Origin of the sequence: Terrabacter aerolatus (assembly GCF_007991735.1) — a bacterium.
In the GTDB taxonomy this organism is placed as follows: domain Bacteria; phylum Actinomycetota; class Actinomycetes; order Actinomycetales; family Dermatophilaceae; genus Terrabacter; species Terrabacter aerolatus.
The window spans coordinates 236,889-262,734 of record NZ_BJYX01000003.1 but is presented as its reverse complement, the minus strand read 5'-3'; the positions used below and the strand labels follow the sequence as shown (position 1 = coordinate 262,734).

Below are 25,846 nucleotides of genomic sequence, written 5' to 3'. Positions count from 1 at the left end.
GCCTCGCGCGCGACCGCGCTCGTGGCACCCGGGCCGAGGACGGCATACGTCCTCGGGAATCGTCGGCAGGCCAACGATCTTCGGCGCCCAGGGCGTATGCCGGGCCCCGTCGTCGGGCGTGGGAGCGGCGGCCGCGAGGACGGCTCAGGTCACGACTCGGGTACGTCAGGGAGGCGCGCCGCCTTTCGGTTTGGTTGTGTAAGCGCGACACGAAAGGATACGGGCGTGGCAGGTGATTCAGGGGTGGGCAATGCCCGGCTCCTCGCGGGCGTTGCGGCACTTCGGTCTGCCGTCGCCGAGGCGACCCTCCCGCTCGAGCTGCCCGGCGCTGCCGAGGCCCGGACGGCCCGCGGGCGCCTGCTCGACCAGCTCGACGACTACGTCATCCCGCGGCTCACGTCGCTCGACGCGCCCCTGCTCGCCGTCGTCGGAGGCTCGACCGGGGCCGGCAAGTCGACCCTCGTCAACTCCGTCGTCGGGCGAGAGGTGACCCTGCCGGGTGTCCTGCGTCCGACGACGCGGTCGCCCGTGCTCATCCACCACCCGTCCGACGCGGCGTGGTTCTCCGGCCCGCGCATCCTGCCCGGCCTGGCCCGGATCACCGGCCGGCACTCCTCCTCCGACGGCCCCGGTGCCGTGCGGCTCGTCTCCACCGACGAGGTGGCGGCCGGCCTCGCCCTGCTCGACGCCCCGGACATCGACAGCGTCGTGGAGGCCAACCGCGGCCTTGCCACCCAGCTGCTCGCGGCAGCCGACCTGTGGGTCTTCGTCACGACGGCCGCGCGCTACGCCGACGCCGTGCCGTGGGAGCTGCTGCGCGATGCGTCGGAGCGCGGCACGTCCGTGGCCGTCGTGCTCGACCGCGTGCCCCCGACGGCCGTCGACGAGATCCGCACCCACTTCGCCTCGATGCTGCGCGAGCAGGGGCTCGACCAGGCCCCGATCTTCACCGTCGTCGAGTCCGACCTCGAGGACGGACTCCTGCCCGCCGAGCAGACCCAGCGGCTGCGCGGGTGGCTGGCCGCGCTCGCCGGTGACGCCCAGGCCCGGGCCGAGGTCGTGCGGCAGACGCTCCGGGGGGCGCTCGTCTCCCTCGACGCCCGCACGCTCGCCCTCGTCGAGGCCTCCACCGAGCAGACCTCGGCCGGCGAGGCGCTCGTCGCCACCGCCGCGGCTGCCTACGACGACGCCAGGAGGCAGGTGCACGAGGGCATGCTCGACGGCACCCTGCTGCGTGGCGAGGTGCTGGCCCGCTGGCAGGAGTTCGTCGGCACGGGCGAGTTCTTCCGCCAGGTCGAGTCCACCGTCTCCCGCGTCCGGGACCGCTTCACCTCCTTCCTCCGGGGCGAGCCGGCGCGTGCCGACCACCTCGGGGAGGCCCTGCAGTCCGGCGTCGAGTCACTCGTCGTCAACCACGCCGAGCTCGCCGCGAGCTCGATCGCCCGCGCGTGGCGCACGCTGCCCGGCGGCGACCAGCTGCTGAGGGCCGACCCGGCGCTCGGACGCTCCGGCGCCGACGTCGACCGGCGCATCCAGCGCCTCGTGCGCGACTGGCAGGGCGACATCCTCCAGATGGTGCGCGACGAGGGGCGGGACCGTCGCACCACGGCCCGGATCATGGCCTACGGCGTCAACGGGCTCGGCGTCGTCCTCATGCTCGTCACGTTCGCGAGCACCGCCGGCATCACGGGCGCCGAGGTGGGGATCGCCGGTGGCACCGCCGTGGTGGGGCAGAAGCTGCTCGAGGCCGTCTTCGGCGACCAGGCCGTCCGCGAGCTCGCCCGCAAGGCCCGCGAGCAGCTGGCCGACCGCGTCGACGAGCTCTATGCCGCCGAGCTCGCCCGCTACCAAGGAGCTGTTACGACGTTGCAGGTCGACACCGCCCAGACCGAGCGCCTGAGCGCGGCCGCTGCTGCGGTGAGGGAGGCCCGATGAGCCCGATCCGGATGGGGCGCGCCACGGTCAAGGCGGTCTCTGCCGCCGAGCTCGGCAGCCGCACGACGGAGCTGTCCATGGCGCTCGTGTCGGGCGCCGACGAGCTCGACCCCTCGGGCGTCGCCGCAGCTCGCCGTGTCGTCGACAAGGCCGTCGAACGCTCCGGGATGGGCGGCGACCACACGGTCGTCGCGCTCGCCGGGGCGACCGGCAGCGGCAAGTCCTCGCTCTTCAACGCCCTCGTCGGCGCTGACGTCGCGACCATCGGCGCCCGCCGCCCGACGACCTCGCGCCCGACCGCCGGCCTGTGGGGCGAGTCCGACGCGACCGAGCTGCTCGACTGGCTCGGTGTCGCGGACCGTCACGTCGTCGACACGGAGGCGCCTGGTGCGCCTTCCTCGGCGGCCTCGGCGGCCTCGGCGGCCTCGGCGGCCGCGGCGGCCGCGTCGGCCGTCCAGGTGGCGGGCTCTCTCGACGGCCTCGTGCTGCTCGACCTGCCCGACTTCGACTCGCGCGAGCTCGAGCACCGCCGTGAGGCGGAGCGGGTGCTCGAGCTCGTCGACGTCTTCGTCTGGGTGACGGACCCCCAGAAGTACGCCGACGCCCGCCTCCACGACGAGTTCGTCAGCCTGCTGTCGCAGCACGACGCCGTCACGCTGGCCGTCCTCAACCAGGCGGACCGTCTGCAGGGCGATGCCGTCAAGACCCTGACGCAGGACCTCTCGAAGCTGCTCGTCGCCGACGGCGTCGCCGATGCGAAGGTGCTCGCGACGTCGACCGTCTCCGGTCAGGGCATTCCCGAGCTGAAGCAGCGACTGGCGAATGCCGTTGCAGGACATGCGGCGTCGCGTCAGCGGCTCAAGGCTGACATCATCGGTGCTGCGGCGCGACTGCGTCCCGGCGTCGGCGACACCGAGGTCGAGGTGGGCCGCGTGCCTCGCGACGAGCTCGATGCCTCGCTGGCCCGTGCGGCCGGCGTGCCCATCGTGCTGGACGCCGTCGCGCGCGACTACCGCCGCGAGGCCTTCGCCCACACCGGGTGGCTCTTCGCCCGCTGGACCAAGGGCTTCGCCGCCGACCCGCTGCGCCGGCTCCGTCTCGACCGCACCGGCGGGCGTCCACCCATCCACGTGGAGATCGACGGGGCCGACGTGAGGGCGCTGCTCGGTCGCTCGTCGATCCCGGCGCCGACCGTCTCGACCGTGTCGGCCGTCGACCTCGCCACCCGCGGCTTCGTCCGCGAGGCGTCCCAGGGCCTGCCGGTGCCGTGGGCCCAGGCCGCCGAGGACGCCGTCGACCCCGGTGAGGGAAACCTGACGGACTCCCTCGACCGCGCCGTCATCGGGACCTCCCTGCGGGCCCGCCGGCCCGTGTGGTGGTTCGCGGTCAACGTGCTCCAGTGGGTGCTCGGTCTCCTCGCCCTCGTCGGGCTCATCTGGTATGCCGTCCTGTGGGCCTTCGCGCTCCTGCAGCTCCCCCGGCCCGAGACCCCCTCGGTCGGCATCGTGCCGCTGCCGCTCGTCCTGGTGGTGGTCGGCGTCCTCGTCGGGATCGGCCTCGGCGCGCTCTCCCGGTGGTGGGCGCGCGTCGGCGCCAGCCACCGCAGGACCGTCGTGGAGCAGCGGCTCACCGAGTCGGTGGCCACCGTGGCCGACGAGCACATCCTCATCCCGGTGGACGAGGTCCTCGTGCGGCACCGGGAGACGCGCGAGCACCTCGAGGCCGCAGCCGGCTGACGGGGGAGCGGTCCCGGAGGGGGCGGACGGGGGCGGTCGGATCCCTCGTCCACACCCCCGGCGGGCCGACCCGTGGTGTCCACAAGCGGCAGACGTCGTCTGTCGGCCCGGGCGAGGGCGCCCGAAGGTGGTCCCAGGCGGCGCGAGGCCGCCTCTGGACCCTCCCGAGGAGCACCGATGAACGAGATCCGCATCACCGTGCACGGCAACGTCGTGAGCGAGCCCGTCGAGCGACAGGCCCGCAACGGCAGCACCTACACCACCTTCCGGGTCGCCACGACGCCCTACCGGCGCACCGGCGACGGCCGCTTCGTCGACGGCGACACGAGCTTCTTCGACGTCATCGCCTTCAACGCCCTCGCCGCCAACGCCGCGACGGCCCTGCGCAAGGGGCAGCCCGTCATCGTCGAGGGCAACTTCTCGGTCAAGCAGTACCTCAGCAACGACGGGACGCCACGCAGCTCCCCGCAGATCGACGCCGCGCACGTCGGGCACGACCTGTCCTGGGGCCGAGCCACCTTCGAGCGGGTGAGCCGGGCGGCCGCCCTGGGCCACGACCGCACGGCCGACCCCGACGTGCAGGCATCGGTGCGGGCGATGACCGAGGGGGCGTCGGGTCCGTCGGATCCCCGGCCGGACCACGTCGACGCGGACGGTGTCGTCGACGACGACTACGACCCCGCGTCGGACTCGGTGACGGGCACGGACGACGTGCTCGCGACGGGCGACCCCGAGACGGACGACTACGAGGTGGTCGAGCGGCTCTCGGCCTGAGCCGGACGGCGGTCAGCGGGCGCGGACACCGATTCGGTGCCGCGCTCGCCGACAGATAGCCTTCTGCGCATGGCCGAGTACATCTACACCATGACCCGTGCGCGCAAGGCACACAACGAGAAGGTCATCCTCGATGACGTCTCGATGTCCTTCTACCCCGGCGCGAAGATCGGCATGGTCGGCCCGAACGGTGCCGGCAAGTCGACGATCCTCAAGATCATGGCGGGACTCGACCAGCCGAGCAACGGCGAGGCGCGTCTCGCGACCGGGGCGACCGTCGGCATCCTGCTCCAGGAGCCGCCTCTCAACGAGGACAAGACCGTCCTGGGCAACGTCGAGGAGGGCGCCGGCGAGATCAAGGCCAAGCTCGACCGCTACAACGAGATCTCCGTGGAGATGGCCGACCCCGATGCCGACTACGACGCCTTGCTCGCGGAGATGGGCAAGCTGCAGGAGGACATCGACCACGCCGACGCGTGGGACCTCGACAGCCAGCTCGAGCAGGCGATGGACGCCCTGCGGTGCCCGCCGCCGGACTCGCCGGTCACCAACCTCTCCGGTGGTGAGCGCCGCCGCGTCGCCCTGTGCAAGCTGCTCCTGCAGAAGCCCGACCTGCTCCTGCTCGACGAGCCGACCAACCACCTCGACGCCGAGTCCGTCCTGTGGCTCGAGCAGCACCTCGAGACCTACCCCGGCGCCGTCATCGCCGTCACCCACGACCGCTACTTCCTCGACAACGTCGCGCAGTGGATCGCCGAGGTCGACCGCGGCCGGCTCTACCCCTACGAGGGCAACTACTCGACCTACCTCGAGAAGAAGTCCGAGCGCCTCCAGATCCAGGGCAAGAAGGACGCCAAGCTCGCCAAGCGGCTCAAGACCGAGCTCGAGTGGGTTCGCAGCAACGCCAAGGGTCGTCAGGTCAAGAGCAAGGCGCGCCTGGCCCGCTACGAGGAGATGGCGGCCGAGGCGGAGCGTACGCGCAAGCTCGACTTCGAGGAGCTGCAGATCCCGCCGGGCCCGCGCCTCGGCTCGACGGTCATCGAGGTCAAGAACCTCAAGAAGGGCTTCGGTGAGCGCGTCCTCATCGACAACCTGTCGTTCTCGCTGCCCCGCAACGGCATCGTCGGTGTCATCGGCCCCAACGGTGTCGGCAAGTCCACGCTCTTCAAGACCATCGTCGGTTTCGAGCAGCCGGACGCCGGTGAGGTCAAGATCGGTGAGACGGTCAAGATCTCCTACGTCGACCAGGGCCGCGAGGGCCTGGACCCGAAGAAGAACCTCTGGGAGATCGTGTCCGACGGGCTCGACTACATGAAGGTCGGCAACGTCGAGATCCCGTCGCGGGCCTACGTCTCGCAGTTCGGCTTCAAGGGTCCCGATCAGCAGAAGCTGTCCGGCGTCCTGTCCGGTGGTGAGCGCAACCGTCTCAACCTCGCCCTGACCCTCAAGCAGGGCGGCAACCTGCTGCTGCTCGACGAGCCGACCAACGACCTCGATGTCGAGACCCTGGGCTCCCTGGAGAACGCCCTGCTCGAGTTCTCCGGCTGCGCCGTCGTCATCACCCACGACCGGTGGTTCCTCGACCGGGTCGCGACGCACATCCTCGCCTACGAGGGCACCGAGGAGAACCCCGCCAGCTGGTACTGGTTCGAGGGCAACTTCGAGTCGTACGAGGCCAACAAGGTCGAGCGCCTCGGGCCTGAGGCCGCGCGTCCGCATCGCGTCACCTACCGCAAGCTGACCCGCGACTGACGCGGTCGGTGGCCGGCGCGGGACGACAGTCGATGGGAGGGCCGGGGCACGTGGTGCCCCGGCCCTCCCGCGTCGTCAGATCCAGCCCTTGCGGCGGAAGACGCCGTAGAGCGTGACGGCCACGCCGGCGATGACCGCAGCGCTGAACAGCACGCCCCAGGCCCGGCCGAAACCGGGGTAGGGCACGTTCTGGCCGAACCAGCCGGTCACGGCGGTCGGAACCGCGATGATGGCGGCCCACCCGGTGAGCTTCTTCATGACCGTGTTGAGCCGCGCGTCCTGGAGCGACAGGTTGGTCTCGAAGATCGTCGTGACCATGTCGCGCAACGACTCGGTCCACTCGGCCGCCCGCAGCACGTGGTCGTAGAGGTCGTCGTAGAAGCCGTCGAGCGCGGTGTGTCGCTGGTCGAGCTCTCCGCGGTGGCGCAGGACGGCGTTGACGACGTCGCGCATGGGCAGCACGACCCGGCGCAGCTCGACGAGCTCCTTGCGCAACCGGTACGTGCGCACCTGCACGGTGTGCATGTGGCCGCGCTCGTCGAAGAGCAGGTCCTCGAGCTCCTCGATGGCGTCGTCGAGCTGTTGGATCGCCTCGAAGTGACCGTCGACGACGGTGTCGAGCAGGCCGTGCACGAGCGCACCCACCCCGAGCTGCAGCAGCTCCGGGTCGTCGTTCCACCGCTCCAGCACCGGACCCATGTCGACGTCGGAGCTCCCGCGGACCGTGATGATGCCACGGGGCAGGACGAACGCCGAGATGCGGCTCGTGCGCAGCCGGGACTCGCGGCCCGATGCGGTGGGATCGTCCGACAGGGACGAGGCCTCCTCGCCGGACAGCAGCCGAGTCGCGTAGACGGTGAGGAAGGTGTGCTTGGCGTGGCGGGTGGCCTTGGGCCGCTCACCGGCCGACGCGGCGTCCTCGACGGCATGCGGGTCGAGGTCGAGCTCGGTGGCGAGGGCGCGCAGCCCGGCGTGGTCGGGCTCGCAGAGGTCGACCCAGATGAGGGATCCCTCCCGCTGGAGGAGGTCTGAGACCTCCTCGAGGGCGAAGCCCTCGTCGACGACCTTGCCGTTCTCCCACCGGCAGGAGGTGATGCGCCCGGTTGCGTCGTTGGTCACGCGGTCAGTCTCGCAGCCCATCATCATCCGGTGGCCCTCCCGTCACACCCGTCACAGGTCGGCGTGTTGCAGGTGGGGAGTGGCGACGGAGCCTTCGGCGGCGATCATGGAGAGGTCAGGCGATGAGGGGGCTGACGTCGCGGGTGGTGGGGCGCTCACCGAGCGCCAGCCGCCAGGCCTCGGCGAGCCGCCGTCCCACCTCGTCGGCCTCGTCGGGGGCGACGCAGAAGGGCACGCGCACCCACCGGCTGAAGCCGCCCTCGACCCCGAACTGCGCGCCGCGGGCCAGGCGCACCCCGGCGGACTCCGCCACGCGTGCGAGCTCGTCGCCGCGGGCCTCGGGCAGCTCGCACCAGAGGTTGAGGCCCCCGGACGGGAGGGCGAAACGCCATTCCGGCACGTGGCGGCGCAGGGCGACGGTGAGGGCGTCGCGCCGGGCGCGGGCCTCCCGCCGCCGGTCCGTGAGCAGGGCCTCGCCCTGGCGGAGCAGGTCGGTGACGACGAGCTGCTCGAGGATCGCGGTGCCGAGGTCGAGGCTGTGCCGCGCCTCGATGACGGACTCCGTGGCGCCCTCGGGAGCCCGGACCCACCCGACGCGCAGGCCGCCCCACCACGTCTTGCCGGCGCTGCCGAGGGTGTGGGCCTGCCGGGACGCGCTCGCAAAGGGCGCGGGGCGGTCGACGTCCTCGTCGAGCCCGAGCTCGACGAAAGTCTCGTCGACGACGGGAACGGCGTCGGCGCGCGCGAGCACCGTCGCGAGCCGGTGCCGCGTCGGGGTGTCCATGACGAGCCCGGTCGGGTTCTGGTGGTCCGGGATGAGGTATGCCGCCCGCGCCCCGCTCTGGCGCAGCCCCACCTCGACGGCCTCGACGTCCCACCCCGTCGGGGTGAGCTGCGTGGGCACCGCCCGGTACGCCGAACGCCGAACTCCCACGATGGCATTCGGGTAGGTCGGGCTCTCGACGAGGACGCGGTCGCCGACCTCGAGCTGGGCGCGCAGCACCGCCGACAGGCCGCCGTGCGCTCCCGAGGTGATGACGACCTGGTCGGGCGACGTCGCCAGCCCGCGGGCCTCGAACCACTCGGCCACGGCGGCCCGGGTCTCCGGCAGGCCGCGCGGGTCGTAGCCCGCCGTGGCCAGGAAGCGCGGCAGCTCGAGCAGGGCCCGCTCGTAGGCGGCGGTGACGCCGGCGGCGGCCGGGAGGGCGGCATACGTCAGGTCGATGACGTCCGGGGGGACGTCGGTGGGGATGAGCCCGGCCTGGGACAGGGCGAGGCCGGACGGTCCGGTCGGGAGGCGGACGACGCTTCCGGAGCCGCGGCGGGTCGCGACGAAGCCCTCGTCACGAAGGGTGTCGAGGGCAGCGCCCACGGTGGTGCGGCTGAGGCCGAGCTCGGTCGTCAGCGTGCGCTCGCTGGGCAGGCGGGTCCCGACGAGAAGCCGTCCGTCGGAGACGAGCCGACGGATGCCGTCCGCGAGGCCCCGGTAGGCCGGCCGGGGGAGGGGATCGGACCCGAGAAGCAGGGCCAGTGAGCGAGCAGAGATGGTGCGCACCGGTCCACTGTCCCACGACTGGCCCTTAGAAATGAGTCCACCCGCGATCATCATGGAGACCATGAGTCGGAACGTCCCCCTCGCGAACCTCACCCCGCGCCAGCAGCTGGGCGCCGGCCGCCTCCCGCGCCGCGTCCTCCAGCTCGTGATCGGGCTCGTGCTCTACGGCGGCTCCATGGCCATGATGATCCGCTCGACGCTGGGCCTCGATCCGTGGGACGTCTTCCATGCCGGCATCGCCTCGCACGTCCCCCTGTCGTTCGGTCAGGTGACGATCGTCGTCGGCGCTCTCGTCCTGCTCCTGTGGGTGCCCCTTCGCCAGTGGCCGGGGCTGGGGACCGTCGCCAACGTCGTCGTCATCGGTCTCGCCGCCGACGCCGGCCTCGCGTTCATCGTCCCGCCGGAGTCGATGTGGGCACGCGTCCTGCTGCTCGGGTCCGGCATCGTGCTCAACGGCGTCGCGGGCGGCCTCTACATCGGCAGCCAGCTCGGACCGGGACCGCGCGACGGGCTCATGACGGGCTTCGCGCGCCGCACCGGGCTCTCGATCCGCCTCGTGCGAACGACGATCGAGGTGGTCGTGCTGTCGGTGGGCTGGCTCCTCGGTGGCCCCGTCGGTCTCGGGACCGTGCTGTATGCCGTCTCGATCGGTCCGCTCGTCCAGTTCTTCCTGCCCCGGCTGACGGTCGACCTCGGGGTCGCGGGCCGGCACCCGTCCGGCCAGGGAGATGCGACTCTGCCCGTGGCTCCTGCATCGGCGCTGGGCTCGACGACGACCTGAGGCCTCAGGCGGTCGTGCCCAGGGGCCACGAGTGCAGGATGCGGCACGCGCCCGGTTCGTACCACGCCAGGTCGAGCCGCTCGGCGCGACACCGGACCGGCACGTGGGCGTCGACGAGGCCTCGCGTGGAGGCCTCGGTGACGGTGTCCGAGAGGGCGTCGAGCGTCAGGTGCGGGACGACGTCGCCGAAGCGGCCGGCATACGGCGGGCACTGCGGGAAGGCCCGCCACAGGTCCGCGGTGAGTGCCGCGAAGGGTGCGGCGGGATCGGGCAGGAGGTGCACGATCCCGTTGGGGAAGGTGCTCACGATCTCGAGCGCGAACGTGAACGGGCTTGTCGTCCGGGCTATCTCGGCGACGAGGTCGACAGCCTCCTGTGTCAGGGCGTCGCGGTCGAGGAACGGGGCGAGAGCCGTGACGTGGGCGTGGACGAAGGCCGGGTCGGCCGAGACGTAGTCGGTGTCGTAGTGCCGCGTCCGGGCGACGACGAACGGCTCGAGCTCCGGCACGGGCACCTGGAGCACCGAGTGTCCGGTGGGGGACACCTAGTGCCCGGCGCCCACGAGCCGGAGGGCGAGTGCGGCGTTCGTCGCGCCGATCTGCGACGGGGTGCGGCGGATCGTCGGGGAGTACCAGCGGGCCACGTCGACGACGATGGACAGCAGCGCGAGGGCCGTGTCGGCGCTGTCGTCGACGGAGAAGGTGCCGTCGGCGACGCCACGGTCGAGCACGTCGCGCACGAGCGAGTCCATCTCCTTGCGCAGCGCCAGCACCTCGGCGTGGTGGTCCGGTGTGAGGTGGTGGTGCTCGTACTGCACGACCCTGGCCACCTGGTACTGCTCGACGTGCCACTCGGTGAAGCGGGCCATGACGTGGACGAGCTGCTGGGTCGGGTCCGATCCCTCGGCGATCGCCGAGCGCATGAGGCGCAGGGCCGACTCGTGGCCGCTCCGGCTCAGGGCGAAGAGCAGCTCCTCCTTGGAGCCGAAGTGGACGTAGACCCCGGCGGGCGAGAGGCCGGCACCGGAGGCGATGTCTCGCGTCGTCGTGGCGTGGAAGCCCTTGTCGGCGAAGGCGTGCGCGGCGGCCTGCAGAAGTCGCTCGACCGTCGACGCGTCGGGGTCGGACGTCCGGGCGACCGTCGGGGACGGGCTCGTGGTGGGCTGCGGCACGTTGACAGCATGCCGCAGGGGAGGGAAACTAAGCAAGCGCTTAGTTACCCGCGGGTACCAGCGCGCCGCACCCGTGAGCACGCCCGATGGAGGACGACATGCCCCGCAACATCTATGACGAGGACCACGAGGCGATGCGCGCGTCGGCGCGCGAGTTCGTCGCCCGCACCCTCGCGCCCCGCGCCGAGGAGATGATCGCGGGCAAGTCGATCCCTCGCGACATCTGGCTCGAGGCCGGCAAGCAGGGCTTCTTCGGCCTCGACATCCCCGAGGAGTTCGGCGGTGCCGGTGTCGACGACTACCGCTTCAACGCCGTGGTCGCCGAGGAGATGTCGCGCTTCAACGCCGCGACGAGCTCGTGCTTCGGCATCCACTCCGACGTGTGCCCGCCCTACATCGTCGACCTCGGCACCGAGGAGCAGAAGCAGCGCTGGCTGCCCGGCATGGCGAGTGGGGAGCTCATCTGCGCCATCGCGATGACCGAGCCCTCGGGCGGGTCCGACCTCGCGGCGCTCAAGACGACCGCCGTCCGCGACGGCGACTCGTGGATCCTCAACGGTTCCAAGACCTTCATCACCAACGGCTACCAGGCCGACCTCGTCATCGTGGCAGCGCGCACCGACCCGTCCAAGGGCGCCAAGGGGATCACGCTGCTCATGGTCGAGCGCGGCATGGACGGCTTCGTCAACGGCCGCAAGCTCGACAAGGTCGGCATGGACGAGTCCGACACGGCCGAGCTCTTCTTCGAGAACGTCCGGGTCCCCGACGAGAACCGTCTCGGTCCCGAGGGCATGGGTTTCATCTCGATGATGCAGCGCCTGCCGCAGGAACGCGTCGGCGCCGCGGTCTCCAACGTCGCGCACGCCAAGGCGATCCTCGAGGAGACGATCCAGTACGCCAAGGACCGCAAGGCCTTCGGGCAGCCGATCGGCGCGTTCCAGCACAACAAGTTCCTCATGGCCGAGCTCGTCACGAAGATCGAGGTCGCCGAGGCCTACGTCGACGACTGTATCGCGGCCCACGCCGAGGGCAAGCTCTCGGCCGTCGACGCCGCCAAGGCCAAGTGGTGGAGCTCGGAGGTCCAGAACGACGTCCTCGACCACTGTGTCCAGCTGCACGGCGGCTACGGCTTCATGAACGAGTACCGCGTGGCCCGGGCCTGGCGCGACGCGCGCGTCACGAAGATCTGGGCGGGCTCGAACGAGATCATGAAGGAGCTCATCGGCCGGGACCTCGGCTTCTGATGGCGGCCGACGCACGCGGCGGGCGCCACGAGGGTGCCGTCGCGATCATCACGGGCGCCAGCCGGGGTATCGGTCTCGGCATCGCCGAGCGCCTCGTCGCCGAGGGTGCCAAGGTCGTCATCACGGCACGCAAGCCCGAGGCGCTCGCCGAGGCGGTGGAGCATCTCGGTGGTTCCGCGAACGCCCTCGGGGTGGCCGGCAACGCCGCAGACGAGTCCCACCAGGACGAGGTCGTCGCCAAGGCCCGTGAGACCTTCGGCGGCCTGCACCTGCTCGTCAACAACACCGGCATCAACCCGGCCTACGGCCCGATGCTGGACTCCGACCTCGACATCGCCCGCAAGGTCCTCGACGTCAACGTCGTCGCCGCCTTCTCGTGGATCAAGAAGGCGGTGGCTGCGGGCCTCGGAGACGACGCCCACCCCGGGGCGGTCGTCAACCTCGCCTCGGTCGCCGGCCAGGGTGCGAGCGGGGTCATCGGCTGGTACGGCGTCTCCAAGGCGGCCCTCATCCACCTGACGACCGAGCTCGGCTACGAGCTGGGTCCCGACGTGCGGGTCAACGCCGTCGCCCCGGCCGTCGTCAAGACGAAGTTCGCCGAGGCGCTCTACGAGGGGCGCGAGGAGAAGGTCGTCCGCGCCTACCCGATGAAGCGCCTGGGCCTGCCCGAGGACGTCGCCGGCGCCGTCAGCTTCCTGCTGAGCAGCGACGCGTCCTGGGTCACCGGACAGACGCTGACCATCGACGGGGGCGTCACGCTGGGCGGCGCGCTGTAGCGCCTGCCGCCGGCCTCGTCGGTCCATCGCCGTTCCCGGCCCCGCGCCTGCGCGCGGGGCCGGAACCGTGTGCGGCCTCGTCCGCAGGTCGTCCCCATGGGGTACTGGAGACAGGGACGCGCGGGCTGAGCAGCGCCTTCCCAGCCGCGAACGGACGGCACGTCGTCTCGCGGCGCGCCGACCGGCATACGACCGCCTTGCGCTCGATGGGCTCCGGCAGGGGAGAATGCGCTGTGCGGCCACCGCCGTCCGCAGGTCGCCACCCCGTGGCGCCGTGGCCCCGTGCCGCGACCGAACGACGGAAAGTAGGTCCATGGAGATCTGGCCGGGCAAGCCCTACCCCCTCGGAGCCACGTACGACGGCTCCGGAGTCAACTTCGCGGTCTTCTCGGAGGTGGCCGAGCGCATCGAGCTGTGCCTGCTCGACGACGACCTCACCGAGACCCGACTGGACCTGCCCGAGACGGACGGCTTCGTGTGGCACGGCTACGTCCCCTACGTGCAGCCCGGGCAGCGCTACGGCTTCCGCGTGCACGGTCCCTACGACCCCGAGCACGGACACCGCTGCAACCCGAGCAAGTTCCTGCTCGACCCCTACGCCAAGGCCATCGAGGGCCAGGCCGAGAACGACCAGTCGCTCTACTCGTACACCTTCGGGGACGAGAAGGCGGCGACCACGACGGAGATCAACACCGACGACAGCGTGCGCCACACGATGCACTCGGTCGTCATCAACCCGTTCTTCGACTGGGGCGACGACCGGCCGCCGCGCCACGAGTACCACGAGAGCATCATCTACGAGGCCCACGTCAAGGGCCTGACGATGCTCCACCCGGAGGTCCCGGAGGAGATCCGCGGCACCTACGCCGGGATCTCGCACCCGGCCGTCATCAAGCACCTGAGCGACCTCGGGATCACCGCCATCGAGCTCATGCCGGTGCACCAGTTCGTCCAGGACGCGCCGCTCGTGGACCGCGGCCTGTCGAACTACTGGGGCTACAACACGATCGGCTTCCTCGCCCCGCACAACGAGTACGCCGCCGGCGGCCAGCGCGGCCAGCAGGTCCTCGAGTTCAAGGCCATGGTCAAGGCGCTGCACGCGGCCGACATCGAGGTCATCCTCGACGTCGTCTACAACCACACGGCCGAGGGCAACCACATGGGGCCGACGCTCGCCTTCCGCGGGCTCGACAACAACAGCTACTACCGGCTCGTCAGCGACGACCTCACGCACTACTACGACACGACCGGCACCGGCAACAGCCTGCTCATGCGCAGCCCGCACGTGCTGCAGCTCATCATGGACTCGCTGCGCTACTGGGTCACTGAGATGCACGTCGACGGCTTCCGCTTCGACCTGGCCGCCACGCTCGCCCGCCAGTTCCACGAGGTCGACAAGCTGTCGGCCTTCTTCGACCTCATCCAACAGGACCCGGTCGTCAGCCAGGTCAAGCTCATCGCCGAGCCGTGGGACGTCGGCGAGGGCGGCTACCAGGTCGGCAACTTTCCGCCCCTGTGGACCGAGTGGAACGGCAAGTTCCGCGACACGGTGCGCGACTTCTGGCGCGGCGAGGGTGGCGCCCTCGGCGAGTTCGCCTCTCGCTTCACGGGATCCAGCGACCTCTACGAGCACTCGGGACGCAAGCCGATCGCCTCGATCAACTTCGTCACGGCCCACGACGGCTTCACCCTGCGCGACCTCGTGTCGTACAACGAGAAGCACAACGAGGCCAACGGCGAGGGCAACAACGACGGCGAGAGCCACAATCGTTCGTGGAACTGCGGCGTCGAGGGTCCGACGAGCGACCCCGAGATCCGGGACCTCCGGCTGCGGCAGCAGCGCAACTTCCTCACCACCCTGCTCTTCTCGCAGGGGGTGCCGATGATGCTGCACGGCGACGAGCTGGGGCGCACCCAGGGCGGCAACAACAACGGCTACTGCCAGGACAACGACATCTCGTGGATCCAGTGGGTCCTCGACGAGGACGACCAGAAGCTGCTCGTCTTCACCCAGTCGCTCGTGAAGCTGCGCCGTGAGCACCCGGTGTTCCGCCGCCGCCGCTTCTTCGCCGGCAACGCCGACCACGGCGGCGAGAGCGAACTCGGTGACATCGCCTGGTTCACGCCCGAGGCCCAGCACATGGACGAGGACGACTGGAGCAACGGCCAGGCCAAGTCGCTCATGATCTTCCTCAACGGCTCGGCCATCCCGGAGCCGGACCCGCGTGGGCAGCAGATCCTCGACGACTCGTTCCTCGTCATGTTCAACGCGCACGACGAGCCGCTGTCCTTCACCCTGCCCGACGGCGAGTACGGCGCGGAGTGGATCCCCGTCATCGACACGGCCCTGCACGAGGTCGAGGCCAACCACCTCGAGCCGACGTGGCAGATCCAGGTGCAGCCGCGCAGCATCGTCGTGCTGAGGTGCCCCCGCGAGATCGTCTCGCCCATCATCCCGGGCGTCACGGAGGAGGCCACCGCGTGAGGTACTCCAGCGCACCGGTCTCGACCCACCGGCTCCAGCTCGAGCCGGACTTCACCCTCGACGACGCGGCCGCGCAGGTGGATCACCTTGCGACACTAGGGATCACGCACCTCTACCTGTCGCCGGTCCTGCAGGCGACGGTCGGCTCGAAGCACGGCTATGACGTCACCGACCACACGACGGTGTCCGAGGGGCTCGGCGGCCACGCCGGGTTCGCCCGGCTCGTCGAGGCCGCCCACGGGGCCGGGCTCGGCGTCGTGGTGGACGTCGTGCCCAACCACATGACCACTCCGACGCCGCTCTCGCTCAACCGGCCGCTCTGGGAGGTGCTCCGCGAGGGCCGCCAGTCGGCCTACGCGACGTGGTTCGACGTCGACTGGGACGCCCAGGACGGCCACATCCTGATGCCGGTGCTGGGCGCGTCCCTCGACGACGTGCTCGCCGCCGGCGAGCTGTCCGTCGGCGAGCACCACGGCGAGCCGGTCGTCCAGTACTACGACCACGTCTTCCCGCTGGCACCCGGCAGCGACACGAGCCGGCCGCTGGCCGAGCTGCTCGAGGCCCAGCACTACCGCCTCGCCTCGTGGACGGTCGGCGACTCGGAGCTCAACTACCGGCGGTTCTTCGACGTGACGTCGCTCATCGCCGTGCGGGTCGAGGACCCCGCGGTCTTCGACGCGACGCACGCGCTCCTCGTCGACGGCATCCGCTCCGGCGCCATCGACGGGCTGCGCATCGACCACCCGGACGGGCTCGCCGACCCCGAGGGCTACCTCGACCGTCTCGGTGACGCGACCGCTGACGCCTGGGTCGTCGTCGAGAAGATCCTCGAGGGCTCGGAGCAGCTGCCCGACGGGTGGCGGACCGCCGGCACCACCGGCTACGACGCCCTGCTGCGCATCGGTGGGCTCTTCGTCGACCCGGCCGGGGCGGGGTCGCTCGATGCGCTGTCGAGCGAGCTGCTCGGCCGGACGCAGGACCTCGAGGCCATCGTCACCGAGTCCAAGCGGTGGGTCGTGCAGGTCATGCTCGCCACCGAGGTCAGCCGCCTCCTGCGGCTCGTCGCCCGGGCGAGGCCCGATCTCGACCCCGACTCGGCGCGGGCCGTCGTCGAGGACCTGCTCGTCGGCATGGAGCGCTACCGCGTCTACCTCAGGCCGGGCAGTCCGGCCGACGCCGACGACGCGTCCGAGCTCGAGGCAGCTGCGGCGCGGGGCGGCGAGAGCGTGGCCGGCACTCTGGATGCGGTGACCGTGCGCGGCGTCCTCGACCTCGCCCTCGGACAGGGCTCGCCCGTCGACCGCGAGGCGGCCGACGAGTTCCTCGTGCGGTTCCAGCAGACCTGCGGACCAGCGATGGCCAAGGCCATCGAGGACACGGCGTACTACCGCTACGTCCGGCTCGTCGCACTCAACGAGGTGGGCGGCGACCCGACGCAGGTCGGCGTGCCGGCCGACGCGTTCCATGCCTTCGCGGGGACGCTCCTCGCGTCGTGGCCGCAGTCGATGACGACCCTCTCGACGCACGACACGAAGCGCGCCGAGGACGTCCGGGCGCGCCTGTTCGTCCTCGCCGAGCGTCCCGACGCGTGGGCGACCTGGGTGCGCACGGCCCGGGAGCTGGCCGCTCCGGTGCGCGGCGACGAGCTCGACGCGCTCACCGAGTACTTCCTGTGGCAGACCGTCGTCGGTGCGTGGCCGATCAGTGAGGACCGCCTGCAGGCCTACGCCCTCAAGGCGATTCGCGAGTCGAAGCTCTACACGCGCTGGACCGAGCCCGACGAGGCCTACGAGTCGGCGGTCGAGCGCTTCGTGGCCGGCGTGGTGACGAGGCCCGAGATCGTCGCCCACATCGAGTCCTGGGTCGAGGCGACGCGGTCCGAGGCGCGGGCCAACGTGCTCGGGCAGAAGCTCGTGCAGCTGACGATGCCCGGCGTGCCGGACGTCTACCAGGGCACCGACCTCGTCGACCTCTCGCTCGTCGACCCGGACAACCGACGCGCCGTCGACTATGCCGAGCGCCGGGACCGGCTGGCGCGTCTCGACGCGGGAGTGGCTCCGGCCGACCTCCACGACGAGAAGCTGCTCGTCACGAGCGCAGCGCTGCGCACCCGACGCGCGCGCCCCGAGGTGTTCACGGGGGCGGACGCAACCTATGTGCCGATCTCGACGACCTCGGAGCACGTCGTGGCCTTCGGCCGCGGCGCGGGTGAGGGCGCCATCGAGGTCGTCACCGTCGTGACCCGGCTGGCCGGGCGTCTGGCCGACGAGGGCGGGTTCGGCGCCGCCACGATCGACCTGCCCGAGGGACCCTGGCGCGACGCGCTGTCGGGGTCGGCGCACGAGCTCGACGGAGGAACGACACCCCTGGACGACGTCGTCGGGGGCAGCGGCCTGCCGGTCGCTCTGCTCGTGCGGGTACGGGACGAGTCATGACCGCACGCTCCAGCACCATCCGCGTCTGGGCGCCGCTCGCCTCGCGCGTGGACGTCCTCGTCAACCCGGTCGAAGGCAGGGGCGAGCCGACGTCCGCCGCGCACCGGCACGCCATGACGGGCGAGGACGGCGGCTGGTGGTCGTGGAATCGCACCGGGAGCGGCACGCTGGACTACTCCTTCTGCCTCGACGGTGGCGACCCCCGACCCGACCCGCGCAGCGCCTGGCTGCCGCACGGGGTCCACGGCTCGAGCCGCACGTTCGACGCCGACGCCCACCCGTGGCGTGACGGCGACTGGCGTGGAACGCGTGACGGCCGCGGCGCGCTCGGGGGCGTCGTCTACGAGTTGCACGTCGGCACCTTCACCCCTGAGGGCACGCTCGACGCCGCCATCGGACACCTCTCGCACCTCGTCGACCTCGGTGTCGACGTCGTCGAGGTCATGCCGCTCGCCGCGTTCGGGGGCACGCACGGCTGGGGCTACGACGGGGTGGCGCCGTATGCCGTCCAGCAGGCCTACGGCGGTCCGGCCGCGTTCCAGCGCTTCGTCGACGCCTGCCACGCGAAGGGACTCGGCGTCTGCCTCGACGTGGTCTACAACCACCTCGGACCCACCGGCAACTACCTCGCCGAGTTCGGGCCCTACTTCACGACCACCCACACGACGCCGTGGGGGCCGGCGGTCAACCTCGACGCCGAGGGCAGCCACGAGGTGCGTCGCTGGGTCATCGACAACGCGCTGCGCTGGTTCCGGGACTTCCACGTCGACGCGTTGCGGCTCGATGCCGTCCACGAGCTGCGCGACGAGTCCGAGCCGCACCTGCTGGCTCAGCTCTCCGACGAGACGGCTTCTCTCGCGACGGAGCTGGGACGTCCCCTCGACCTCATCGCCGAGAGCGACCTCAACGACGCGGTGATCGTCACCCCGACCGCCGAGGGCGGCCGCGGCATGACCGCGCAGTGGGACGATGACATCCACCACGCCCTGCACGTCGCGCTGACGGGCGAGACCCAGGGCTACTACGCCGACTTCGCCGGTGGCACCGAGGCCTGGCCGCAGGGTGGTCCCATCTCGGTGCTGGCCAAGACGCTGTCCGACGCGTTCCTCCACGACGGACGCATGTCGACCTTTCGTGGCACCGTCTGGGGCGCCCGGGTCGACCAGCAGGCGCGCTCGGGCCACCAGTTCCTCGCCTACCTCCAGACCCACGACCAGGTCGGCAACCGCGCCACCGGCGACCGAATCAGCGACCAGATCTCACCGGGTCAGCAGGCGGTCGGAGCCGCGCTCTACCTCCTGTCGCCCTTCACCGCGATGGTCTTCATGGGGGAGGAGTGGCGGGCGAGCACCCCGTTCGCGTTCTTCACCTCGTTCGAGGAGGACTGGCTCGCTGACGCGGTCCGCTCCGGACGCCGTGCGGAGTTCGCCGCCCACGGGTGGAACGAGGCCGACGTGCCCGACCCGCAGGACCCCGCGACCCGGGCGCACAGCGTGCTGGACTGGAGTGAGCCGAGCGCGCCGGGGCACAACGAGATGCTGCACTTCTACCGCGAGCTGATCAAGGTCCGCCGCACGCAGCCCGATGTCGCGTCCGGCGACCTCCGGGCCACGGCGGTGACGTTCGACGAGGCCGCCAAGTGGATGATCATGTCCCGCGGCGCGGTCCACGTCGTCGCCAACCTCGCCGGCCGTTCGCAGGTGGTGCCGTTCACCGGTGAGGTCGAGCACGTCCTCGCGTCGTGGGGTCGCGCCCCGATCGTCGACGGTCACGGTGTGCGCCTCGACGGTCACGACGTCGCAGTCCTGCGCACCACCACCATCTGAGGGGACCCCGTGCGCGGGCCCTCGGGTGGGCGCGAACGGGTCACGACTCCTTGACGCGGACCATGCCCTCCTGGGCGGTGGTGGCCACGAGCGTGCCGTCCTGGCTGTAGATCTCGCCGATGGACAGGCCGCGCCCGCTCTCGGCCGACGGGGACTGCTGGGCGTAGAGCAGCCACTCGTCGGCCCGGACGTCGCGGTGGAACCACATCGAGTGGTCGAGGCTCGCGACCCGCAGTCGGCGGTCGGTCCAGACCAGGCCGTGACGGCGGAGCACCGGCTCGAGAAGCGAGTAGTCGCTGGAGTACGCGAGCACCGCCGCGTGCAGCAGCGGGTCGTCCGGCAGGCGCTCCACGGCACGCATCCATACGTGGTTCGTGGCCACCTGCTCGGGACCGGCGTCGAGGAACATGTTGCTCTCGACGGGTCGCAGCTCGATGGGGCGGGACTCGGAGATGTGACGGGCGCCGGGGTGGTCGACGCCGCGGAAGGCCTCCGCCAGCGAGACGAGGCCGTCGGGCCCTGGCACCGCGGGCATCGTGCCCTGGTGGTCGAGGCCACCGGCCCGGTCCTGGAAGGAGCAGGTCATCGACATGATGGGCGCCCCCTTCTGGACGGCGTGCACCCGGCGGGTCGAGAAGCTGTTGCCGTCGCGCATCTCCTCGACGGCGAAGCGGATCGGCAGCGTGTCGTCGCCGGGTCGCATGAAGTAGCCGTGGAGCGAGTGGATGTGACGCGCGCCGCGCCCCGTGTCGAGGTCACGGACGGTGATGCCGGCGGCCATGACACACTGGGCCAGGACCTGGCCGCCGAAGACGCGCCCGTGAGGCATCTTCTGGCTCCGGCCCTCGAAGACCCGGGCGGAGGACGCCCCGATCGACTCGGCGGCATCGTGCCCGCGGACGTCGGTGACCGAGATGTGGGCCGTCCCGACGTCCTCGAGGGTCAGCACCTCGAGGAGGTCCTCGAGCGGGGGGAGCGGGCGCGGCTCGGAGGGGGCGTCTGCGGTCACAGGACGACCTTAGTGGCCGGGGCGGGGTGGCCGCCGCCGCCCGGGACCGGCGTCACGCCTCCAGGGCCAGGGCCATCGGGAGCACGGCCGGTGCTCCGGCCTCGCGGAGCAGGCCGGAGCACACGGTGAGGGTCCAGCGTGAGTCGCTCACGTCGTCCACGAGCAGCACCGGTCCGGGGATACCCGTCAGCGAACCGGCGAGCTCAGGCCCCACGGCGAGACGCCCCCAGACGTTGGCGAGCCGGAAGGCGCTGTTGCCGCCGGCCTCGCCGACCGGACCACCCTCGACGAGGTCGAGCGCGCCGAGGTAGGGCAGTCGACCGAGCCGACCCAGTCCGGCGGCGAGTGACTCGACGAGCAGCGGACGTCGGCGCGACGGCACCGACACGACGGCCGCCGGACGCTCCTGCCACCCCCACCCGGCGAGAACCTCGACGCAGGCGCGGAGGGCCTCCTCCGGGATCTCCTGGTCCTCGCCCCGGAGCAGCTCGCGCAGGCGCTGACCCCAGCCGAGGTCGCTGAGGCGGGCGACGGCGCGGCCCTCCGACATGGCGACGGCCGGCGAGATCTTGCCCTTGAAGGGCACCCCGAGCCGGTCCATGCCGGGTGGCCACTGGGCGCGCGACTCGAGCACGACGCCCGGCCGCGCGAGGCGGGACCTCGCCGTGTTGACGGCCGCTTCGGGGATGGTCGGGTCGAACCACGGACCCACGCACCGGTCGCAGCGGCCGCAGGGCTCGGCGGAGTCGTCGTCGAGCGTCTCCTGCAGGAAGGCCATGCGGCAGCGGTCGGTGCGTTCGTAGTCGACCATGAGCTGCTGCTCGCGCTCACGCGCCTCGGTGACGCGGCCGTAGCGCTCCGCGTCGTAGGTCCAGGGTTCGCCGGTGGCGGTCCACCCACCCGGCACGCGGTGCACGGCGCCGTCGACGTCGAGCACCTTGAGGAGCAGCTCGAGGCGGGTGCGCCGGACGTCCACAATCGTCTCGAGGGCCACCGTCGAGAGGGCCTTGGGCGACTCGGAGAGCGCACGCACGACCGCGTCGGCCTGGTCCTGCTTCGGCATCGAGGCCGACGCGAAGTAGCGCCAGATGTCCTTGTCCTCGGGGCCGGGCATGAGCAGCACGTCGGCCCGCTCGGTGGCACGGCCCGCTCGACCGACCTGCTGGTAGTAGGCGACCGGCGACGACGGGGCGCCGAGGTGCAGGACGAAGCCGAGGTCGGGCTTGTCGAAGCCCATGCCGAGGGCGGAGGTCGCCACGAGGGCCTTGACCTCGTTGTCGCGCAGAGCCTCCTCGAGCCTGATGCGCTCGGACGGCTCGGTGCGACCCGTGTAGGCGGCGACCTCGTGCCCGGCCTCGCGCAGCGCGACCGCGACGTCCTCGGCGGCGGCCACGGTCAGGGCGTAGACGATGCCCGAACCGGGCAGCTCTGCGAGGTGCGCGATGAGCCAGGCGAGTCGCTGCTCCGGGGCCGCCAGCGGCAGGACGCCCAGACGGAGCGACGCCCGGGCGAGCGGCCCGCGCAGGGTCAGCACGTCGCGGCCGCCGGCTCCGAGCTGCTCGACGACATCGGTGACGACGCGGGCGTTGGCCGTCGCCGTCGTGGCGAGCACCGGCGTGTGCTCGGGCAGCGTCGTGAGCAGGTCGCGGATGCGACGGTAGTCGGGCCGGAAGTCGTGGCCCCAGTCGCTGATGCAGTGGGCCTCGTCGACGACGAGCAGACCGCACGTCTCGGCGAGCGCCGGCAGCTGCTCGTCGCGGAAGCGCGGGTTGTTGAGCCGCTCGGGGCTGACGAGCAGCACGTCGACCTCGCCCCGGGCGAGGGCGCCCGACACGGCGCCCCACTCGTCGGCGTTCGTGGAGTTGAGGGTGACGGCCGTGATGCCGGCGCGCCCGGCGGCGGCGATCTGGTCGCGCATGAGGGCGAGCAGCGGGCTGACGATGACCGTCGGTCCGGCCCCCTCGGCCCGGCGCAGCGCCGTCGCGACGAAGTAGACGGCCGACTTGCCCCACCCGGTGCGCTGCACGACGAGCACGCGTCGTCGACCGGCCACCAGCTCGTTGATCGCCTCGAGCTGGCCGTCGCGGAAGTCGACGTCGTCACGGCCCACGAGGCGCCGCAACGCGCTCGTCGCCCGCTCGCGCAGGGCAGGGTCGACGTCGGCGACGGGCAGTGCGGAGGGTGCCGAGGGGGTGGGTGGGGTCATGGCCCCCAACCTACGTGGCCCCACCGACCGGGCCGACCGGCATACGCACGCTGTGGACGCAGGCGCGTCCACCACCGGGGATGTGGACGGGCGCGCCCGGGCGGGCTGGAAGGATGGGGGCATGACCGAGACGAGCGACGCGACCGGCACCCCGCCCGAGCCCGACGCGCAGGCGACGCCGTACGCCGCACAGGTGTCGCTGCGCTGGTCCGACATGGACGCGTACGCGCACATCAACAACGTGCAGTTCCTCCGGCTGCTCGAGGACGCCCGTGTCATCGCCTTCCGCGACTGGTTCGACGGCGGGGGAGCGGGCGACAAGACCCTGCTCGACGAGGGCGTGCTCGTGTCGCGCCACGAGATCGAGTACCGCCGTCCCCTCGGTTTCCGGCACGCGCCGGTCGAGATCCAGATGTGGGTCTCACGGGTCGGCGGAGCGGGTTTCGACGTCGCCTACATCGTCACCGACCCTGAGGGCGTGGGCGACGGTGAGCGGCCGGTCTACGCCGTCGCGGAGACCGAGCTGGCGCTCTACGACTTCGCGAGCGAGTCGCCGCGGCGCATGCGGCCGGACGAGCGCACGTCGGTCCGGGCACACCTCGGTGAGCCTGCTCCGTTCCGTAGGCGGCGCCGGTGAGCGACGCCCAGCACATCGACTTCGGGGACCCGCGCGGCCTCGCCGACCTCGGCACCTATCTCGGACGCGCGAGCCGCGCCAACCCGGAGGGCGCCGTGCGGCTCCAGGTGCTCGGCAACCTCCTCCTGACGACCGTGGCCGTCATCGAGGGGACCGGTCTCATGGGCGACGGCACCGTGCTCGGGATGCGCGTCGTCACCATCGCCGCCGCCGACGACGTCGATGCCACGGTGTCCTTCGCGTCGGTCAACGACCGCCTTGCACGCGAGGGCATCGGCGCCGTGCTGAGCGTCCCGCCCACGACGGTGCGCGCTCCCTGGAGCGGGCTCACCCCGCCTCGTGACGGTTGGGAGCCGGTCGGTCAGCTGGACGGCGACGTCATCGATTCCATTGCGCGACAAGGCATCTCGCAGGTCGCTGAGGGCACCCCGGAGAACGCCGGCGGTCATGCCGTCGACGCGCTCCGCCGGCGCACGTGGGGCGCGATGAGCGACACGGTGCCGCCGATCGCTGCTGGCCTCGCGTTCGGCGCGCACGTGCTCGGCTTCACGTCGGCGGGGGAGCCGGCGACGATCGCGGCGCACGGTCGCTGGACCCGCCTCACCACCTCCCGAGGGCACGTCCTGGTCCGCTGACCCGATTGGCGTATGCCGTGTCCCTCCTCCGGGAGACGGGTGGGATCGGGCGTGCGGCCCGGTCGTCAGCCCTGCCCGGTCCAGACTCCTCGACCGACGAGGACGTCCTTGAGGACGTCGATGCGGTCACTGACGAGACCGTCGACCCCGAGGTCGAGCAGGCGCTCCATCTCGTCGGCGTCGTCGATGGTCCAGACGTGCACCTGCTTGTCGCATCGATGGGCGGTTTCGACGAACCGGGCCGTGACGATGCGAATGGGCCTGCCCCGCAAGGGAATGGAGGTCGGGACCTGGAAGACGTCGGCGGGGGTGCGGAAGACCGCGCTGAGGACCCAGGGCCCGAAACGGGCGAGGGCCGTGCCCACCTCCGCTGCCGCCGTCGCGACCGTGCCGTGGGAGAGCCGCCGGAAGTGCGAGATGTTGCGCTGGGAGAACGAGCCGACGCACACCTGGCCGTGGATTCCACGCTCCTCGATGAGCTCCCACAGGGGCTCGGCGGTGCCGGGAGCCTTGAGGTCGATGTTGAGGTTGATGGCGGGCCACGCGTCGAGCAGGTCGCTGAGCAGCGGGATGCGCCCGCCGTCGCCGACCTCGGCGTGGGCCACCTCGGACCACGGCAGGTCACGGATGCGGCCGCGGGCGTTGGTCACCCGGTCGAGCACCGTGTCGTGGAAGGCGACGAGCCGTCCGTCCCGCGTGAGGTGCACGTCGGTCTCCAGGTGCGTGTAGCCGAGGGCGACAGCGTTGCCGAAGGCCGTCATGGTGTTCTCGAGCCCGACGTTGGGGGTGTAGAGGGACCCGCCGCGGTGGGCCAGGGCCACCGGCGTGCGCTGGAGGTAGGCCCGGGTCGTCACAGGGCGAGCGTAACCGGGTGCCTCAGTCGACGTCGGGGAGCCGCCCCAGAGCCGCCTCGGCCCACGCGCGGCTGCAACCAGTCGTCGAGCCCGCGCACCACCAGAAGGTCGTAGATGGTGTCCGCCTCGAGGTGTGCCCCAGGCTTGCCCCACCTCACCCGGCACCACTGCCGGGGTTCGCACTGGCGTCGAAGTCCCTCATCATCCAGTTCCGGACGTCCGCGGCCGTGATCGTGGCCCGGGCGTCCCGCGGGACGGCCGGACCGATCACGAGCGTCCCGGTCCGGTCGTCGCCTGTTCGGAAGAGGGCATAGGTCGTGAACACGAGGTCCTGGGTGCGCGGGACCCCTGCGCCTCGTGGCGGAGCCTGCTCGTGCAGGGTGGGGTGGGGTCGCAGCAACCCGGCACGCACGAGCTCGCCCGTCAGTTCGAGCGATCGGTCACGCACAGCGTCCTGGGGGACTCCGGAGTCCGCGAGAACCGCCAGGACGTCGGACGGCGTCAGAGGCCCCGATCTCGCGAGCCCCAGCAGTCGGGCACCGACAGCTCGGGAGTCCCAGTCCACGAGCTCGATGTGCTGCGTCGCGGGCGAGCCCGGACGCACCGACACCTGCCACCTCCGCTCGCTGACGAGGAGCCCGCCGTCGTCCCACATCTGCATCGGTGCCGTGGTCTGGGCCGCGAGGTGGTCGTAGATGCGCCACGCACCGATGGTGCTGCGGTCCTTGACGCTGATCGAGGCCTGGTCCTGGGGGTCGCCCGCAGAAGGTGCGGCGTCGACCCACGCCGCACGGCCTTCCCCGAGATCGATCCCGATCCCCGTCGGGATGTCTTCGACGGCCACACCGGGCAGGCGCCTGAGGACGGCGATGACGTCGGAAGGCGGGAGGCCGATGCTGATGTCCCACGAAGCCAT

20 protein-coding genes are annotated in these 25,846 nt (G+C 71.6%); 12 read left to right on the top strand and 8 right to left on the bottom strand.

The window, feature by feature from the left end; genetic code table 11:
* Positions 1 to 225: 225 nt before the first annotated feature.
* From TAE01_RS05010 to ettA, 4 genes are all read left to right on the top strand, one after another.
* Positions 226 to 1,935: a GTPase family protein gene (locus TAE01_RS05010; protein WP_246111143.1), complete on the top strand. Its 1,710-nt coding sequence runs from the start codon at positions 226 to 228 to the stop codon at positions 1,933 to 1,935.
* The gene (locus TAE01_RS05005; protein ID WP_147064023.1) at positions 1,932 to 3,671 is read left to right on the top strand and encodes a dynamin family protein; all 1,740 of its coding nucleotides are present in this window, start codon (positions 1,932 to 1,934) and stop codon (positions 3,669 to 3,671) included. Before TAE01_RS05010 ends, TAE01_RS05005 begins: the two co-directional genes overlap by 4 nt.
* Before the next feature lie 177 nt (positions 3,672 to 3,848).
* Complete coding sequence (locus TAE01_RS05000; RefSeq protein WP_147064021.1) at positions 3,849 to 4,445, top strand: single-stranded DNA-binding protein; 597 nt, start codon at positions 3,849 to 3,851, stop codon at positions 4,443 to 4,445.
* 69 nt (positions 4,446 to 4,514) lie between these two features.
* Entirely contained in the window at positions 4,515 to 6,197 is a 1,683-nt protein-coding gene (ettA, locus tag TAE01_RS04995; protein WP_147064019.1) for an energy-dependent translational throttle protein EttA, read from the top strand.
* Between the two features lie 75 nt (positions 6,198 to 6,272).
* Here the strand turns inward: ettA and TAE01_RS04990 are convergent, their stop codons facing one another.
* On the bottom strand, positions 6,273 to 7,316 hold the full coding sequence (locus TAE01_RS04990) for a magnesium transporter CorA family protein (protein WP_222594063.1): 1,044 nt from the start codon (positions 7,314 to 7,316) through the stop codon (positions 6,273 to 6,275).
* A gap of 115 nt (positions 7,317 to 7,431) precedes the next feature.
* Positions 7,432 to 8,934, bottom strand: coding sequence for a MocR-like transcription factor YczR (gene yczR / locus TAE01_RS04985; RefSeq protein ID WP_246111142.1), 1,503 nt, complete (start codon positions 8,932 to 8,934; stop codon positions 7,432 to 7,434).
* Between yczR and yczE the strand changes: the two genes are divergently transcribed.
* Positions 8,933 to 9,652: a membrane protein YczE gene (gene yczE, locus TAE01_RS04980; protein WP_147064017.1), complete on the top strand. Its 720-nt coding sequence runs from the start codon at positions 8,933 to 8,935 to the stop codon at positions 9,650 to 9,652. The genes yczR and yczE overlap by 2 nt on opposite strands.
* Before the next feature lie 4 nt (positions 9,653 to 9,656).
* Here the strand turns inward: yczE and TAE01_RS04975 are convergent, their stop codons facing one another.
* Positions 9,657 to 10,196 carry a 2'-5' RNA ligase family protein gene (locus tag TAE01_RS04975; RefSeq protein WP_147064015.1) on the bottom strand — a complete coding sequence of 180 codons (540 nt, stop codon included), beginning with the start codon at positions 10,194 to 10,196 and terminating at the stop codon, positions 9,657 to 9,659.
* Positions 10,197 to 10,823 carry a TetR/AcrR family transcriptional regulator gene (locus TAE01_RS04970; RefSeq protein ID WP_147064012.1) on the bottom strand — a complete coding sequence of 209 codons (627 nt, stop codon included), beginning with the start codon at positions 10,821 to 10,823 and terminating at the stop codon, positions 10,197 to 10,199.
* Between the two features lie 98 nt (positions 10,824 to 10,921).
* Here TAE01_RS04970 and TAE01_RS04965 point away from each other — a divergent pair, with 98 nt between their 5' ends.
* The 5 genes from TAE01_RS04965 to treZ all read left to right on the top strand — a co-directional run bounded on the left by TAE01_RS04965 (position 10,922) and on the right by treZ (position 19,589).
* On the top strand, positions 10,922 to 12,067 hold the full coding sequence (locus TAE01_RS04965; RefSeq protein ID WP_147064010.1) for an acyl-CoA dehydrogenase family protein: 1,146 nt from the start codon (positions 10,922 to 10,924) through the stop codon (positions 12,065 to 12,067).
* Positions 12,067 to 12,843: an SDR family oxidoreductase gene (locus TAE01_RS04960; protein WP_147064008.1), complete on the top strand. Its 777-nt coding sequence runs from the start codon at positions 12,067 to 12,069 to the stop codon at positions 12,841 to 12,843. The genes TAE01_RS04965 and TAE01_RS04960 overlap by 1 nt, the downstream gene beginning before the upstream one ends.
* 313 nt (positions 12,844 to 13,156) lie before the next feature.
* Complete coding sequence (gene glgX / locus TAE01_RS04955; protein WP_147064006.1) at positions 13,157 to 15,328, top strand: glycogen debranching protein GlgX; 2,172 nt, start codon at positions 13,157 to 13,159, stop codon at positions 15,326 to 15,328.
* The gene (treY, locus tag TAE01_RS04950) at positions 15,325 to 17,763 is read left to right on the top strand and encodes a malto-oligosyltrehalose synthase (protein ID WP_147064004.1); all 2,439 of its coding nucleotides are present in this window, start codon (positions 15,325 to 15,327) and stop codon (positions 17,761 to 17,763) included. The genes glgX and treY overlap by 4 nt, the downstream gene beginning before the upstream one ends.
* Complete coding sequence (treZ, locus tag TAE01_RS04945; protein ID WP_147064002.1) at positions 17,760 to 19,589, top strand: malto-oligosyltrehalose trehalohydrolase; 1,830 nt, start codon at positions 17,760 to 17,762, stop codon at positions 19,587 to 19,589. The genes treY and treZ overlap by 4 nt, the downstream gene beginning before the upstream one ends.
* 40 nt (positions 19,590 to 19,629) lie before the next feature.
* On the opposite strand, the gene TAE01_RS04940 is transcribed toward treZ, so the two are convergent.
* Positions 19,630 to 20,598 (bottom strand): acyl-CoA thioesterase, encoded by a 969-nt coding sequence (locus TAE01_RS04940; protein WP_147064000.1) that lies wholly within the window; start codon positions 20,596 to 20,598, stop codon positions 19,630 to 19,632.
* A 52-nt stretch (positions 20,599 to 20,650) separates the two neighbouring features.
* Positions 20,651 to 22,804, bottom strand: coding sequence for a RecQ family ATP-dependent DNA helicase (locus TAE01_RS04935; RefSeq protein ID WP_147063998.1), 2,154 nt, complete (start codon positions 22,802 to 22,804; stop codon positions 20,651 to 20,653).
* 121 nt (positions 22,805 to 22,925) lie between these two features.
* Between TAE01_RS04935 and TAE01_RS04930 the strand changes: the two genes are divergently transcribed.
* Together TAE01_RS04930 and TAE01_RS04925 are read left to right on the top strand one after the other, a co-directional pair.
* Positions 22,926 to 23,441 (top strand): acyl-CoA thioesterase, encoded by a 516-nt coding sequence (locus TAE01_RS04930; protein ID WP_147063996.1) that lies wholly within the window; start codon positions 22,926 to 22,928, stop codon positions 23,439 to 23,441.
* Positions 23,438 to 24,076, top strand: a complete 639-nt coding sequence (locus tag TAE01_RS04925; protein ID WP_147063994.1) for a DUF8185 domain-containing protein — start codon at positions 23,438 to 23,440, stop codon at positions 24,074 to 24,076. Before TAE01_RS04930 ends, TAE01_RS04925 begins: the two co-directional genes overlap by 4 nt.
* A 65-nt stretch (positions 24,077 to 24,141) precedes the next feature.
* Here the strand turns inward: TAE01_RS04925 and TAE01_RS04920 are convergent, their stop codons facing one another.
* Positions 24,142 to 24,930, bottom strand: coding sequence for a glycerophosphodiester phosphodiesterase family protein (locus TAE01_RS04920; protein WP_147063992.1), 789 nt, complete (start codon positions 24,928 to 24,930; stop codon positions 24,142 to 24,144).
* A gap of 154 nt (positions 24,931 to 25,084) precedes the next feature.
* On the bottom strand, positions 25,085 to 25,846 hold the full coding sequence (locus tag TAE01_RS04915) for a hypothetical protein (protein ID WP_147063990.1): 762 nt from the start codon (positions 25,844 to 25,846) through the stop codon (positions 25,085 to 25,087).

What these genes read in the sequence shown, in the direction of transcription:
- yczE (WP_147064017.1), top strand. Translation starts at nt 8,933, where the DNA reads ATGAGTCGGAACGTCCCCCTCGCGAACCTCACCCCGCGCCAGCAGCTG.
- treZ (WP_147064002.1), top strand. Translation starts at nt 17,760, where the DNA reads ATGACCGCACGCTCCAGCACCATCCGCGTCTGGGCGCCGCTCGCCTCG.
- TAE01_RS04965 (WP_147064010.1), top strand. Translation starts at nt 10,922, where the DNA reads ATGCCCCGCAACATCTATGACGAGGACCACGAGGCGATGCGCGCGTCG.
- TAE01_RS05005 (WP_147064023.1), top strand. Translation starts at nt 1,932, where the DNA reads ATGAGCCCGATCCGGATGGGGCGCGCCACGGTCAAGGCGGTCTCTGCC.
- glgX (WP_147064006.1), top strand. Translation starts at nt 13,157, where the DNA reads ATGGAGATCTGGCCGGGCAAGCCCTACCCCCTCGGAGCCACGTACGAC.
- yczR (WP_246111142.1), bottom strand. Translation starts at nt 8,934, where the DNA reads ATGGTCTCCATGATGATCGCGGGTGGACTCATTTCTAAGGGCCAGTCG.
- TAE01_RS05000 (WP_147064021.1), top strand. Translation starts at nt 3,849, where the DNA reads ATGAACGAGATCCGCATCACCGTGCACGGCAACGTCGTGAGCGAGCCC.
- TAE01_RS04960 (WP_147064008.1), top strand. Translation starts at nt 12,067, where the DNA reads ATGGCGGCCGACGCACGCGGCGGGCGCCACGAGGGTGCCGTCGCGATC.
- TAE01_RS04930 (WP_147063996.1), top strand. Translation starts at nt 22,926, where the DNA reads ATGACCGAGACGAGCGACGCGACCGGCACCCCGCCCGAGCCCGACGCG.
- TAE01_RS04915 (WP_147063990.1), bottom strand. Translation starts at nt 25,846, where the DNA reads ATGGCTTCGTGGGACATCAGCATCGGCCTCCCGCCTTCCGACGTCATC.
- ettA (WP_147064019.1), top strand. Translation starts at nt 4,515, where the DNA reads ATGGCCGAGTACATCTACACCATGACCCGTGCGCGCAAGGCACACAAC.
- TAE01_RS04935 (WP_147063998.1), bottom strand. Translation starts at nt 22,804, where the DNA reads ATGACCCCACCCACCCCCTCGGCACCCTCCGCACTGCCCGTCGCCGAC.